Source organism: Castellaniella sp. FW104-7C03, assembly GCF_040276085.1.
In the GTDB taxonomy this organism is placed as follows: Bacteria; Pseudomonadota; Gammaproteobacteria; order Burkholderiales; family Burkholderiaceae_B; genus Castellaniella.
In genome coordinates this window covers 11590-25767 of the sequence record NZ_JBELOK010000010.1, presented here as the reverse complement: position 1 = coordinate 25767, position 14178 = coordinate 11590, and the positions used below count along the sequence as shown (strand labels likewise).

General features: G+C 58.2%; 11 protein-coding genes. 4 read left to right on the top strand and 7 right to left on the bottom strand.

Annotated features, from left to right (window positions below; all coding sequences use genetic code 11):
- Positions 1-2: 2 nt before the first annotated feature.
- From ispG to ndk, 4 genes are read right to left on the bottom strand one after another with little or no spacing between them, the layout of a single operon-like run.
- Complete coding sequence (gene ispG, locus ABS758_RS12295) at positions 3-1316, bottom strand: flavodoxin-dependent (E)-4-hydroxy-3-methylbut-2-enyl-diphosphate synthase (RefSeq protein WP_350383265.1); 1314 nt, start codon at positions 1314-1316, stop codon at positions 3-5.
- Positions 1313-1816: a helix-turn-helix domain-containing protein gene (locus tag ABS758_RS12290; RefSeq protein ID WP_350383267.1), complete on the bottom strand. Its 504-nt coding sequence runs from the start codon at positions 1814-1816 to the stop codon at positions 1313-1315. The genes ispG and ABS758_RS12290 overlap by 4 nt, the downstream gene beginning before the upstream one ends.
- A complete protein-coding gene (gene rlmN / locus ABS758_RS12285) occupies positions 1813-2964 on the bottom strand; it encodes a dual-specificity RNA methyltransferase RlmN (protein WP_350383270.1) in 1152 nt (383 codons plus the stop codon). Before rlmN ends, ABS758_RS12290 begins: the two co-directional genes overlap by 4 nt.
- A gap of 56 nt (positions 2965-3020) precedes the next feature.
- Entirely contained in the window at positions 3021-3446 is a 426-nt protein-coding gene (gene ndk, locus ABS758_RS12280) for a nucleoside-diphosphate kinase (RefSeq protein WP_350383272.1), read from the bottom strand.
- 180 nt (positions 3447-3626) lie between these two features.
- Between ndk and ABS758_RS12275 the strand changes: the two genes are divergently transcribed.
- Both ABS758_RS12275 and pncB read left to right on the top strand, forming a co-directional pair.
- Positions 3627-6467, top strand: coding sequence for a valine--tRNA ligase (locus ABS758_RS12275; protein ID WP_350383273.1), 2841 nt, complete (start codon positions 3627-3629; stop codon positions 6465-6467).
- Positions 6468-6484: 17 nt separating this feature from the next.
- Positions 6485-7720, top strand: a complete 1236-nt coding sequence (gene pncB, locus ABS758_RS12270) for a nicotinate phosphoribosyltransferase (protein WP_350383275.1) — start codon at positions 6485-6487, stop codon at positions 7718-7720.
- 62 nt (positions 7721-7782) lie between these two features.
- Here the strand turns inward: pncB and tldD are convergent, their stop codons facing one another.
- Positions 7783-9237, bottom strand: coding sequence for a metalloprotease TldD (tldD, locus tag ABS758_RS12265; RefSeq protein WP_350383277.1), 1455 nt, complete (start codon positions 9235-9237; stop codon positions 7783-7785).
- A 44-nt stretch (positions 9238-9281) separates the two neighbouring features.
- A complete protein-coding gene (locus tag ABS758_RS12260) occupies positions 9282-10094 on the bottom strand; it encodes a carbon-nitrogen hydrolase family protein (protein ID WP_350383278.1) in 813 nt (270 codons plus the stop codon).
- Positions 10095-10271: 177 nt separating this feature from the next.
- Between ABS758_RS12260 and ABS758_RS12255 the strand changes: the two genes are divergently transcribed.
- Complete coding sequence (locus ABS758_RS12255; protein WP_350383280.1) at positions 10272-10643, top strand: H-NS histone family protein; 372 nt, start codon at positions 10272-10274, stop codon at positions 10641-10643.
- Between the two features lie 33 nt (positions 10644-10676).
- Here the strand turns inward: ABS758_RS12255 and ABS758_RS12250 are convergent, their stop codons facing one another.
- Positions 10677-11252 (bottom strand): DUF4136 domain-containing protein, encoded by a 576-nt coding sequence (locus ABS758_RS12250; RefSeq protein ID WP_350383282.1) that lies wholly within the window; start codon positions 11250-11252, stop codon positions 10677-10679.
- A gap of 197 nt (positions 11253-11449) precedes the next feature.
- Here ABS758_RS12250 and pepN point away from each other — a divergent pair, with 197 nt between their 5' ends.
- The gene (gene pepN / locus ABS758_RS12245) at positions 11450-14152 is read left to right on the top strand and encodes an aminopeptidase N (protein ID WP_350383285.1); all 2703 of its coding nucleotides are present in this window, start codon (positions 11450-11452) and stop codon (positions 14150-14152) included.
- Positions 14153-14178 lie beyond the last annotated feature (26 nt).

Below are 14178 nucleotides of genomic sequence, written 5' to 3'. Positions count from 1 at the left end.
CATCAACCTGCTTGACGCGGCACAACACCGGGGCGATGAGCCGAGGCGTCTGCGGCCTGCTGCTGCCCATAGCGCCTGGCCACGTAGTCTGCCACTATTTGTTTGAATTCCTGCGCAATGGCATCGCCCTTGAGCGTGACGGTACGCTTGCCGTCGACATATACCGGAGCAGCCGGCACCTCTCCGGTACCCGGCAGGCTGATGCCGATATCCGCGTGCCGGCTTTCGCCCGGGCCATTGACGACACATCCCATCACCGCGACATTCATGGTTTCCACACCCGGATAACGAGTTTTCCAGACAGGCATCTGGGTGCGCAGGTAATCCTGGATACTGGCCGCGAGCTCTTGGAAAACCGTGCTGCTGGTGCGGCCGCACCCGGGACACGCCACCACCATGGGGGTAAAGGCCCGCAAGCCCATGGTCTGCAAAATTTCTTGTGCCACGATGACTTCGCGGCAGCGATCGCCGCCAGGCTCGGGGGTAAGAGAAATACGGATTGTATCGCCAATACCCTGTTGCAAAAGTACGGCCAGCGCCGCCGTAGAGGCGACAATCCCCTTGGAGCCCATCCCGGCCTCGGTGAGGCCCAGATGCAGGGGATAATCGCAGCGTTTCGACAGGTCCTGGTAGACAGCGATCAGATCCTGGACATGGCTGACCTTGCACGACAGGACAATGGCGTTGCCTGGCAGGCCAAGCTGCTCTGCACGCTGCGCATTGCTGATAGCCGAGACGACCAGCGCCTCACGCATCACCGCATTGGCTGTCCAGGGATCGGGGCGCGCCGCGTTTTCGTCCATCATCCGCGCCAGCAGCTCGTGATCCAGGCTACCCCAGTTGACTCCTATCCGGATGGGCTTTTCGTAGCGGCAGGCAACTTCGATCATTTGGGCGAAATTGTCATCGCGACGCTTTCCGCCACCCATATTGCCGGGATTGATACGGTATTTGGACAGTGCCTGAGCACAATCGGGAAACTGGGTAAGCAGCTTGTGCCCGTTATAGTGAAAATCGCCCACCAGCGGGACGGGCACATTCATGCCGTCCAGGTGATTGCGCAATGCCGCCACCTGGGCGGCAGCTTCGGGCGTATTGACAGTAACACGCACGAGCTCGGATCCTGCTTGCCAGAGCTCGCGCACTTGTCTGGCCGTTGCCAGCGGATCTGCGGTGTCGGTGTTGGTCATGGACTGCACCACCACCGGGGCATCTCCGCCCACCTGAACCACGTGATCACCCCAACGTACCGCAACACCTCGTGTTGGACGACGTGAAGCGACCGAGGGTTCGGTGCCTGAAGATTCTGAACTCATGGACGCAAGGCCCTCAACCAATCAAAAATCAGCCATTGATCGGGTACCCACCCCCGATTGATGGCATACCAGCCAACCACCACCAGCAAAATCAAAAGCAGAAAAAGCCATGCCCACGTACGGTGCGCCGGCTCGCCCCGCGGGACGATATCGGCCGGTTGCAGCACGCGGCGGGTACCTTGCTGACCAACGACCGGCTGCGGCCGGGTAGAGCCGACTTCATCATCCAGCAAACCCAGCACGGCATCAACGTCTGCCTCAAGGAAACGCGCGTAATTACGCACTAGGCCGCGCAAGGGCACCCCGGACGGCAATCGCGCCCAGTCGCCGGCTTCAAGATATCCCAGCTGCACGGCCGAGTATTTGATGCGCGCCGAGACCTCGGACAGACCAAGCCCCTTTGCCTCGCGCAACTGGCGAAGCGCAGTACCGGCAGACAGGACGTCGGCAGACTCTGCCTGGCCAGAAAGTTCGGGCAGATCGCGTTGTGATTCGCTCATCCATGCTCCTTTTTACGTATGACGATGCGGGCGCGATCTGGCAGGCGCTCGTTGATGCGGGTACGATCCTTGACCTCGCCTGCCAGCTGGCCACACGCGGCATCAATATCATCACCGCGGGTTTTACGCACAGTGACCACCAACCCTGCGTCTGTCAGCTGCTGAGCAAATAGACGGATGCGGGCAGTTGGCGAGCGTTTCAGGCCGGACTGCGGGAAAGGGTTGAACGGGATCAGGTTGAATTTACAGCGGATATTACGGGCCAGCTGGATGAGTTCTTGGGCTTGCTCGTCGGCATCATTGACGCCGTCAAGCATGATGTACTCGAAGGTAATGAAATCACGCGGTGCGTAATCGAGGTACCGGTTGCAGGCATCCAGCAATTGCGCCAAAGGATACTTGCGGTTCAATGGCACCAGGCGATCGCGCAGGGTATCGTTGGGCGCATGCAGTGACACGGCCAGCGCAACCGGGCAATCCTGGGCGAGGCGATCGATCATGGGCACCACGCCCGACGTAGACACCGTGACCCGACGGCGCGACAGCCCGTAGGCGTGGTCGCTGACCATCAGGCGCAAGGCACCCAGCACCTGATCGTAGTTCAGCAGGGGCTCGCCCATCCCCATCATGACCACATTGCTGACGGCGCGCCGGGCGTCTTCGGCAGGGCCGTTAAGGCGTGCGGCCTGGGGGTCTTCGTAGAGGGCACGATTGGCGTACCACAGCTGCCCGATGATTTCGGCGGTGCTGAGGTTGCGGCTGAACCCCTGATAACCCGTGGAGCAAAACGGGCACGCAACAGTGCAACCTGCCTGGCTGGAGATGCACAGGGTGCCGCGGTCGTCCTCGGGAATAAAAACGGTTTCGATGGCATTGCCCGCGCCCATATCGAAAAGCCACTTGCGTGTGCCATCGGCAGAACGCTTTTCGATGTTGAGCGGTGGAGCCTTGACTACACAGTGGGCGTCCAGCTGACTGCGAAATTCTTTGGCCAGATCGCTCATGTCGGAGAATTGGTCGACACCCCGCTGATGCACCCACTGGGATAACTGACGGGCACGAAAAGGCTTGCCGCCCCATTGGGCAACCAGGGATTCCAGGCCTGCAGGATCCAGGTCCAGAACATTGACGGTGTCTGATGTCGACATGAACAATTAACCAGTGAAAACCAGGGCCCCGGAACCCCGGGGCCAATTAGCCGGGATTAACGGCTAAAAACGTTGCTTTGCGGGAAAAAGAAGGCGATTTCCACCGCAGCGGTTTCGGACGCGTCAGAGCCATGCACGGCATTGGCGTCGATGCTGTCTGCAAAATCGGCACGAATGGTACCGGCAGCAGCCTTTTTGGGATCGGTGGCGCCCATGAGGTCGCGATTTTTGGCAATGGCGGACTCGCCTTCAAGTACTTGCACAAACACAGGGCCCGAGACCATGAAGTCGACGAGATCCTTGAAGAAGGGGCGCTCTTTGTGCACAGCGTAAAAGCGTTCGGCTTCGTCGCGCGAAAGCTGCTGCAAACGGGCTGCCACGACCTTCAGGCCAGCCTGCTCGAAGCGGGCCACGATCTGGCCAATTACGTTTTTGGCGACGGCGTCGGGCTTGATAATGGAAAGAGTGCGTTCAATAGCCATGGAGCGTATTCCGGTGGAGTCGGGGAAAAGAGTTTCCCGGTGAAAAGGTAGAATGAATCCCGTTGTGCTGGCTGCCCCCTGGATGCGGGGCAGTACGCGCCAACAGTTAACCGTGCATTTTATCATGCACGTCGCCGCGGACATCCGCCTACAATAATCGTTTTTTCGCTACCCGACGCCATGAGCGACTCTTCTTCTGCCTCACTACCCAAAAGCTTCGAACCCCAGGACATCGAGTCCCGCTGGTATGAACTCTGGAGCCGCCAAGGCCTTTTTTCGGGTGGCCAGCATGTGCAGCCTGCTGCAGGACATGCTGCTGTTCCGTTTGCCATTCAGTTTCCGCCACCCAATGTCACGGGTACCCTTCACATGGGGCACGCATTCAATCAAACCATCATGGATGGTTTGATCCGCTACCACCGCATGAACGGTGACGATACCGTCTTCATTCCTGGTACCGACCACGCAGGTATTGCCACCCAGATCGTGGTAGAGCGCCAGCTGGATGCCGAAGGGGTTTCACGCCACGACCTGGGACGTGAAGCGTTTTTGGAACGCGTCTGGGCCTGGAAAGAAAAATCCGGCAGCACCATTACGGGCCAGTTCCGCCGGCTCGGCTCATCTTGCGACTGGTCACGTGAATACTTCACGATGGACGACCGCCTGTCACGCGGCGTGATCGAGGTTTTTGTACGGCTGTACCAGCAAGGCCTGATTTATCGCGGCAAGCGGCTGGTCAACTGGGATCCGATACTGGGTACCGCGGTCTCGGATCTCGAGGTGGTCAGCAGCGAAGAAGACGGCCACATGTGGGAGATCCGCTATCCGCTCACCCGCCCCGAGCAAGGTCTTACCCATCTGGTTGTGGCCACCACCCGCCCTGAAACCCTGCTGGGTGACGTGGCTGTGATGGTGCATCCGGACGACGAACGCTACGCCCACCTGGTGGGCAAGACCGTCACGCTGCCGCTGGTAGGTCGTGAGATCCCGGTGATTGCCGATAGTTATGTCGATCGCGAATTTGGCACAGGGGTTGTCAAGGTAACGCCGGCACACGATTTCAATGATTACGCTGTCGGACAGCGCCACCAGTTGCCGATGATCAGCGTACTGACACTGGATGCCAAAATCAACGATGAAGCACCAGTTGCCTACCGAGGCCTTGATCGCTTCGAGGCCCGCAAGCGGATGGTCGAAGACTTGTCTGCACAGGGGCTACTGGAGCAGGTTCGACCACATAAGCTGATGGTACCCCGCGGCGATCGCACCAACAGCATCATCGAGCCCATGCTCACTGACCAGTGGTTTGTCGCCATGAGCAAGCCAGCGCCCACAGACAGCCTGCACCCCGGGAAAAGCATCACTGAGGTTGCTCTTCAGGTTGTCGAAGACGGCCGCGTCAAATTTGTACCCGAGAACTGGACTACCACATACAACCAGTGGCTAACCAACATTCAAGACTGGTGCATCTCACGGCAACTGTGGTGGGGCCACCAGATTCCTGCCTGGCACTCGGCCGACGGCCAGATTTTTGTTGCCCGCTCTGCCGAAGACGCGCAAGCCCAGGCGCGCGCAGCCGGCATAGAGGGCCCCCTGACACGTGATCCTGACGTACTGGATACCTGGTTTTCATCCGCCCTGGTGCCCTTCACAGACCTTGGCTGGCCAGACAAGACCCCCGATCTTGCCCGCTATTTGCCGTCGGCAGTGCTTGTCACGGGCTTCGACATTATCTTTTTCTGGGTGGCCCGCATGATCATGATGAGCATGCACCACACCGGCGAAGTACCGTTTCGCACCGTCTATGTTCACGGGCTGGTCTGTGACATGGAAGGTAAGAAAATGTCCAAGTCCAAGGGCAATACCATCGACCCCGTGGATCTGATCGACGGCATTGGGCTTGAGCCGCTGCTGGCCAAGCGCACGGCCGGCCTGATGAACCCGAAACAGGCGGATGCCATCCGCAAACGCACGCGCAAGGATTACCCTGAGGGCGTCCCCGCTTACGGCACCGACGCCTTGCGCTTTACCATGGCGGCCTACGCCACACTGGGACGCAACATAAATTTCGATCTCAAGCGCTGCGAAGGGTATCGAAATTTCTGCAACAAGCTTTGGAACGCCACCCGCTTCGTGCTGATGAACGTCGAGGGCCACACACTCGGCCAGGCGCAAGCAGACGACCTCTCTTTTGCCGACCGCTGGATCATTGACGGCTTGCAGAAGCTGATTACGGACGTCCATGCCGGATTTGCACAATACCGGTTTGATCACGTCGCCGACCGGCTCTATCACTTCATCTGGGATGAATACTGTGACTGGTACCTGGAACTCGCCAAGGTGCAGCTGCAGTCCGGCCAGCCTGTCCAGCAGGCGGCCACCCGCCGTACCCTGATCCATGTTCTCGAAACGCTCTTGCGCCTGATTCACCCGATCATGCCGTTCATCACCGAAGAGCTCTGGCAAAAGGTGTCAGTGGCTGCGGGCGTACGGACACCCGACCAGACCGCCAGCATCAGCGTGCAACCCTACCCCCAGGCCCGCGATACCTTGCTGGATCCTGTTGCCGTGGGCCGTCTCAAAACACTCAAAACCCTGACAGACGCCATTCGGGCACTGCGCGGAGAAATGAATCTGGCGCCGGGACAACGGGTACCTTTGCTGGTTCAGGGCGCCCCCGAAGACCTGACAACGCTTACCCCGTACCTCAGCATGCTTGCCCGGCTGTCCGATGTTCAGGCGCTTGAACAGCTGCCAGAGATCGGCGCGCCGGTGCAGGTGGTGGGCACCACTCAGCTGATGCTCCATGTCGAGATCGATCTGGCAGCAGAACGCATCCGCCTCGATAAAGAAATCGATCGGCTGGAAAAAGAAATTGCCAAGGCCCAAGGCAAGCTGTCAAACGCCAGTTTTGTCGAGCGCGCCCCTAAGGCTGTGGTCGAACAAGAACAGGCCCGCCTGACGCAATTTGGCGATACGCTGAATCGCGTCAGGGCACAACGCCACCGCCTCAGCGAGTGACTCAGGAGCCAAACCGTATGACACCCGCCGCATTCGAGCCCGTGATCGTGTCCTTGCTGGACACCGATCTCTATAAGTTCACCATGTGGCAGGCCATGCTGCATCGGCACCCCGCTGCCCAGGCAGAATATCGCTTTATCTGCCGCAATCAGCCCGAGCACCCGCTGGCAGCCCTGGCAGATGAAGTCAGGGCACAGATCGACCATCTGTGCTCTTTACGGTTTACGCAAGAAGAGCTCGATTATCTTCGCGGACTGCGTTATATCAAGTCTGATTTCGTCGACTTTCTCTCGCTGTTTCATTTTCAGCGGCGCTTCATAACAATTGAAACCGAAGGCGCAGGACTACGCATCATCGCACGTGGCCCGCAAGTACACGTGATGGGCTTCGAAATCTTTGTTCTGGCAATCGTCAATGAACTCTATTTCCGCCATTACCAGACACCGGAAACCTACGCAGAGGGGCGCTTGCGCCTGCACAACAAGATCCAGTTGCTGAAAACGTTTTCTCAAGAGGCGTCCAGACGCTTTCCGCTGCAGATCTCCGACTTCGGCTTGCGTCGGCGCTTTTCCCGCACCTGGCAAACCGAGGTTGTCACCACACTGCGACAAGCCGTACCCCACATCATGACGGGTACCTCCAACGTGGCACTGGCCAGAGAACACGGGCTGGTGCCGGTAGGCACCATGGCACACGAATACCTGCAGTCTTATCAGGCATTTGGCAAAGTCCGGCTGCGGGATTTTCAGCGCAGTGCTCTTGAGGACTGGGTACAGGAATACCGCGGAGACCTCGGCATCGCGCTCACGGATGTTGTCGGGATGGATGCCTTTCTGCTGGACTTCGATCTGTATTTTGCCAAACTTTTTGACGGCCTGAGACACGATTCAGGCGACCCAATTCAGTGGGGCGAAAAAGCCCTGGCGCACTATCGCTCACTGCGGATCGATCCAAAAACCAAACGCTTTGTATTTTCGGATGCGCTGGATCTGCCCAAGGCACTGGAAATCTACCACCACTTTGCCGATCAGGTACAACTGGGCTTTGGCATCGGCACCAATCTCACCAACGATCTGGGGCCACAGCCACTGAATATCGTGATGAAGCTTTTTGAATGCAATGGCATGCCAACGGCCAAACTGGCCGATAGCCCCGGCAAAGAGCATTGCACAGACCAGACTTTTCTTGCCTATTTGCGGCAGGTGTTTGGGCACGATATCAGCCACCAGCAGGCTGGCCACACGCACGCCTAAGACAACGGGCGTTGGGTACGCCCAGCAGGCAAGCAGCCTGGCCGGTGTGTACCCCCCCTAAATCAGGCCGTGCCGCCCACTGTCAGGCCATCGATACGCAAGGTAGGCATCCCGACGCCCACAGGCACGCTTTGGCCTTCTTTACCGCAAGTGCCCACACCGGAGTCCAGGGCCAGGTCGTGCCCCACCATCCCGATGCGTTGCATGGCCTCGGGGCCGCTACCAATGAGGGTGGCCCCCTTGACTGGATAGCTGATCTTGCCGTTTTCGATCATGTAGGCCTCTGAGGCAGAGAACACAAACTTGCCGCTGGTGATATCCACCTGTCCACCGCCGAAATTTACGGCGTACAAGCCACGGTCTACAGAGGCAAGGATCTCGTCTGGCTCGGCAGTGCCGGCCAGCATATACGTGTTGGTCATGCGCGGCATCGGCAGATGCGCATAGGATTCACGCCGCCCGTTGCCTGTTGGGCTTTGCTTCATCAGCCGGGCATTCATGGAATCCTGCATATAACCTCGCAGGATGCCTTCTTCGATAAGCACATTATGCTGAGTGGGATGGCCTTCATCATCAACATTTAATGAACCACGGCGATCAGGCAAGGTACCATCATCCACCACCGTTACCCCACGTGAGGCAACGCGCTGACCAATGCGGCCGGCAAAAACACTGGATCCCTTGCGATTGAAGTCGCCCTCAAGCCCGTGCCCCACAGCCTCGTGCAACAGGATGCCGGGCCATCCGGAACCCAGGACAACAGTCATTTGTCCGGCGGGCGCCGGCCGAGCTTCGAGGTTGACCCGAGCTTCGTGAACCGCGCGTTGCACATAGCCACGCAAAATATCATCTGTGAAATACGCCAGGCCGGTGCGGCCGCCGCCCCCACCATGGCCCATTTCCCGCCGGCCTTTACGCTCGGCGATCACGGTGACAGACAAGCGCACCAGTGGCCGGACGTCAGCAACCAGGCGCCCATCGCTGCCTGCCACCAGAATCACATCGTATTCGGCCGCCAGGCCTGCCATCACCTGAATGATTTCGGGATCTGCCGCCCGGGCCATGGCTTCGACACGCCCCAGCAGTGCAACCTTATCTGCCGCAGAGAGAGACTCGACAGGGTTGACAGCTGGATAGAGGTGATGCGGCGTCTCTGGCCCCGCAGACACCTTTTGCCGGCCGGCACCTTGGCGCGCAATGGTGCGCACCGCCTGCGCGGAGGAAATCAGCGCCTCGGGAGACAGGCTGTCAGAATAGGCAAAGGCGGTTTTTTCGCCGCTGATTGCCCTGACCCCAACGCCCTGGTCGATCGAGAAGCTGCCAGTCTTGACGATGCCTTCTTCAAGGCTCCAGCCCTCGGAGCAGCTGTACTGAAAATACAGGTCGGAATAATCAACCCGATGTGTATGGATTTCTGACAGCGCACGAGCCAGGTGCGACTCATCCAGGCCCCAAGGCTCCAGCAACAAGCTACGCGCTGTATTAAGCGCATCCAAACCGGGTTCAAACAATTTCATCTGATGCGATCCATGTAAACAATCTGACACTATTTATTTGGCTATTACAGCACACGGTGACGCAATGCCGGCAAAGATTGCCGGACGGACTCGATCCGTGAAAAATCAAGCGTGCCCGCAGCCAGCCCCGGGCCTTCAGGCAAGCAGGCAAGCACTTCGCCCCAGGGATCAATCAGCATCGAATGGCCCCAGGTGCGTCGGCCGTTTTCGTGATGCCCTCCCTGGGCACTGGCCAACACATAGCACTGGTTTTCGATGGCCCGCGCACGAAGCAGGATTTCCCAGTGTACCGAACCTGTTGTCCAGGTAAAAGCGGCTGGTAACACCATCAGGCGGACATCCCCCTGAGAGCGAAAAAATTCTGGAAACCGAAGGTCGTAGCAAATCCCCAAGGACATTTTCCCCCAGGGCATATGCACCACTTGTGGGGGGTTGTCGCCCGGCCGAATGGAAATGGATTCATCGTAGGATTCGGAACCCTTGGTGAAACCAAACAAGTGGATCTTGTCGTAGCGCGCCATCTGTTTGCCATCCGGGCCAAACACCAGGCAAGCGTTGTAAATACGATCCGGGTCTGGACTATGCAGGGGCAAAGAGCCTCCAACCAGCCAGATTCTGTGCTGCCTGGCTTGTGAGGCCAGAAACGCCTGAATAGGCCCTTCTCCCGGCTGCTCGGCCAGGGCCAGCTTGTCTGCATCATGGCGGCCCATGAAACAAAAATACTCGGGCAACACAAGCAAGCGCGCGCCATTTTCCGCACCCTGTGCAATCCAGCGGGCGGCCTGTTCGAGATTATCATCAACCGATAAACCAGAGACCATTTGCACGGCAGCAACTGGAAACAGAGATTCCCGCATATCAAAACCTTATGGATAAAATATCGCAACTAAATATCTGAAACAAAATCAAATAAGCAGTCAGGTAGTCAGACGGATAAAAACCATATTAAAATCGGTCAAGGCCCGACGTTAATACAAAAGGTCTTTATCTATTGTCAGATCATACTTCCACCTATTTAGTTCCCGGAGCATTCCATGGCCCGTTCCAGCTACGCAACACAAAAAACCAGGCTCGAGAAAGAAAAAGCCAAAATCGAAAAACAACTGCAGTCACTGCAGGCCAAGCAACGCAAACCGGTTATCACCTCGATTGTGCGGTCTATGCGCGATTATGGCATTACGCCCGAAGAAATCCTGGCTGCCTTCGACCGCAAAAAAACCAGCAAACCCACCACCAGCGCTCCCCGCAAGCCAGCCGCCAGCGCCAAACGCGTTGTACCACCCAAATACCGCCACCCTGAAACCCACGCCGAATGGACCGGGCGCGGGAAACCACCTCGTTGGGTCTCAGACGCGGAAGCAGCCGGCACTCCACGCGAAGCCTTTCTGATCAAACCTGCTGCTTAATATAAATAAAAGGCAGGTCTTCCGCGGCGCTATTTATGGCAGCGGGTACTTTACCCGCACCACCTGGCCATTGCGCCCCGGAAACTGATCAAACACCGCACGGGCCAGATAAGGCATCACTGCACCCAGCTGACTGTCCCTGGCCGATGTCACAGCCGTGGCACGGTAAACCTCCTGGCCCTGCTTCGACTGATCGTCGATACGCACCATCAGGTGCACACGGTTTACTTCAACAGGAACCGTTTCAATCACAGGACCCGGCCCCCAGCCACCCCAGTGCCGGTGGTATCCAAAACCGCCGCCAAAGGCACCAGAAAAATATGGATCCACCATTTGCTGGCGCCATTCGGTGGTTTGCTCGCTGCCGTATTCGATATGCACAATAAAGCGGGCCTGCTTTTGTGATGGTGCCTCGACCAAGCCGGTTGGGCCGAGGGCTGCACGCACGGCATCCGAAAACGTCTGAAATTGCAGATTATTTTGCTGCGCCGCATCAGGCTGCACCCAGTACCGCGCCCCTTGCGTCTGATCGGGCCACTGCTGGTAACGCGTAAGCTGAGCGGAAAATACGCTGGCACAACCACCCAGCATCAAGACGATGCTGATCATGGCCAATTTCAACCGTGCAGAAAATACAAACATCAAACACCTTGTTCCGGCATATAACACTGACATCATAGACTCGGCCTTACGGCTTCGAAAGCAGGGTTTTGCACAGTGATACAAGCAGACATGTTCGGCCAGAAGTCTGTCATGGCCCGTTTGGAGAACTACAATATGGCTTTAAAAGCTTGACGGAAATTACCATGCGCACTGATACGGCCCAGACGATCTATCGCCAGGATTACCGCCCTTATCCTTATCGTCTGTCACAGGTCCGGCTCGAGTTCGATCTGGCTGCTGACTCTACCCGGGTCCATTCCGTTTTACGCCTTCAGGCCACCGATAATACCCCGGCCGGCACACCCCTCATCCTGGACGGTGAGGATCTGACGCTGATCCAGGTACTGATCGACGATCAGGTATTGGACGCCTCACAGTATCAGCTGACCGATACCACACTGCAACTGACGCCTCCCTCACACAACGGTGAGTTCACTCTCGAAATCATCAGCGACTGCAACCCCACCCAAAATACCACCCTGATGGGGCTGTATGTATCAGGCGACAAGCTGTTCACACAATGCGAAGCGCAAGGATTTCGCCGCATCACCTGGTTCCCGGATCGCCCGGACGTCATGGCCATCTACGAGGTGGTTTTGCGGGCCAACCCAACCCAGTATCCAACCCTGCTTTCCAATGGCAACCTGATCGAACAAAGCACCCTGCCAGATGGCCGCCATCAGACGCTTTGGCGCGACCCACATCCCAAGCCCTGCTATCTGTTTGCACTCGTAGCGGGCGACTTCGATTGCATTGAACGTACCGAAACCACCCGCAGTGGCCGGTCGGTGCTGCTACAGGTGTACAGCGACCGTGGCTGCAAGGATCAGACACACTGGGCACTCGACTGCCTGGCACGGGCCCTGCACTGGGACGAAACGCGCTTTGGGCTCGAGCTCGATCTGGATCGCTTTATGGTCGTGGCGGCGCGTGACTTCAACATGGGCGCCATGGAAAACAAGGGCCTCAACGTATTCAATGCAGCCTATGTGCTGGCCGACCCAGCAAGTGCCACGGACAGCACCTATCGGCGCATCGAAGACGTGATCGGCCACGAATACTTCCACAACTGGACAGGCAACCGCGTCACATGCCGCGACTGGTTCCAGCTGTCACTCAAAGAAGGCCTCACGGTGTTTCGCGAGCAGGAGTTTTCGGCCGATATGCTGGCCAGCGGCCTGCCCCAGGCCGAGGCGGCCAGCGCCCGGGCCGTAAAACGGATCGACGACGTACACGTCCTGCGCATGATGCAGTTCCCCGAGGACGCGGGCCCCATGGCCCACTCGATCCGGCCTGACAGCTATCAGGAAATCGGTAATTTCTATACAGCTACCGTGTACGAAAAAGGTGCTGAAGTCATCCGCATGCAGCACACACTGCTGGGCGAAGCAGGCTTTCAGGAAGGAATGGCCGAATATTTTCGGCGCCACGACGGGCAGGCAGTCACCTGCGACGACTTCGTCAACGCCACCGAATCCATCTACAGTCAACGTTTCCCGGGGCAAGACTTCAGCATCTTCCGTCGCTGGTATCAACAGGCAGGCACCCCACGGCTCTACATCGAGCAGCACTACGACGCCTCTGCCCAATCGCTGCAGATCACTCTCAGCCAACAATGCGGCCCAGTTGGCCTGGAAGCCCGGCAGGTTCCGGTGGCCAAAAAGCCCCCACTGCATATCCCCGTGGCCATTGGCCTGCTGGATGGCAACGGCCAGCCGCAGCCGATTTCCTGGCAAGGAAAAACCATGGATACGCTGGTGCTTCAATTGACACAGGCCAAACAGAGCTGGAGGCTCGAAGGTGTCAAGCGGCCCCCGGTGCTGTCCCTGCTCAGAGGCTTTTCTGCGCCAGTGATCATCGCCTCGGCACGCAAGGCTGAAGACCTCGCCTTGCTGGCACGCACCGACACCGATCCCTTTGCCCGCTGGGATGCTACCCAGGAAACCGCCCTACGCCATCTTCTGGCAGGTGTCGAAGCCCGGCAATCACAAAAACCAGCCCCCGATATGGCGCCCATGCTGGCCCTCTGGCAAACCGCCCTAGAAGACCAAACCCTCTCCCCGGCCTACCGGGCACGACTCCTGGGCCTCCCTGCCCTACGCGAACTTATCGAGCGTAGCCAGCCCCAGGATCCACAAGCGGCGTTTCGTGTCTGGCGTGCCACGCAAGCTGCGCTGGGCGCACAGCTTGCCACACATTGGCGCAACCTATACGCGGCCATGGCGGATGATGGCCGTCCATATTCTCCCGACCCAGTCTCTGCGGGCCGGCGCTCACTACGCAATCTGGCACTGAGCTATCTGCTGGCCGGCCAAGTGTCCCAAGCAGCCGAGACAGCCCGGCAGCAATACGCACAAGCCAAAAACATGACCGAAAGCCTCGGGGCACTCAATGCCCTGCTGCAGCAGTCGCCACAGGCATGCACCGATCTTCTGCAGGATTTCCACACACGCTGGCAGCATGATCCCCTGGTACTGGACAACTGGTTTGGTATTCAGGCCAGCGCCCCGGCCAATGGCGCTGCTCAGATCCGGGCGCTGATGGCATTGCCCGATTTCACCCTGCGCACGCCCAACCGGGCCCGGGCTGTGATTTTCCGCTTTGTGATAGATAATCCTGCCCAATTGCACACACCAGAAGGCTACGACTTCTGGGCAGAACAAGTCTTGGCGCTTAACAGAATCAACCCTGAGGTTGCCGCCCGCCTGGCACGGGCCTTCGACCAATGGGCACGGTTTGAGCCCACTTGCCGCGAGGGCATGCAGGCAGCCCTGCAACGCGTGCGCTCCGCGCCGGGCCTATCGCGCAATGTGTCTGAAATCATTTCCAAAGCACTTGATGCCTGACCGCTATTCCATTTTTTTGGGGGAAC

Excerpts from the sequence above, each read along its gene's own strand:
- ABS758_RS12290 (WP_350383267.1), bottom strand. The coding sequence starts at position 1,816 with ATGAGCGAATCACAACGCGATCTGCCCGAACTTTCTGGCCAGGCAGAG.
- tldD (WP_350383277.1), bottom strand. The coding sequence starts at position 9,237 with ATGAAATTGTTTGAACCCGGTTTGGATGCGCTTAATACAGCGCGTAGC.
- rlmN (WP_350383270.1), bottom strand. The coding sequence starts at position 2,964 with ATGTCGACATCAGACACCGTCAATGTTCTGGACCTGGATCCTGCAGGC.
- pepN (WP_350383285.1), top strand. The coding sequence starts at position 11,450 with ATGCGCACTGATACGGCCCAGACGATCTATCGCCAGGATTACCGCCCT.
- ABS758_RS12260 (WP_350383278.1), bottom strand. The coding sequence starts at position 10,094 with ATGCGGGAATCTCTGTTTCCAGTTGCTGCCGTGCAAATGGTCTCTGGT.
- pncB (WP_350383275.1), top strand. The coding sequence starts at position 6,485 with ATGACACCCGCCGCATTCGAGCCCGTGATCGTGTCCTTGCTGGACACC.
- ndk (WP_350383272.1), bottom strand. The coding sequence starts at position 3,446 with ATGGCTATTGAACGCACTCTTTCCATTATCAAGCCCGACGCCGTCGCC.
- ABS758_RS12250 (WP_350383282.1), bottom strand. The coding sequence starts at position 11,252 with ATGATCAGCATCGTCTTGATGCTGGGTGGTTGTGCCAGCGTATTTTCC.
- ispG (WP_350383265.1), bottom strand. The coding sequence starts at position 1,316 with ATGAGTTCAGAATCTTCAGGCACCGAACCCTCGGTCGCTTCACGTCGT.
- ABS758_RS12275 (WP_350383273.1), top strand. The coding sequence starts at position 3,627 with ATGAGCGACTCTTCTTCTGCCTCACTACCCAAAAGCTTCGAACCCCAG.
- ABS758_RS12255 (WP_350383280.1), top strand. The coding sequence starts at position 10,272 with ATGGCCCGTTCCAGCTACGCAACACAAAAAACCAGGCTCGAGAAAGAA.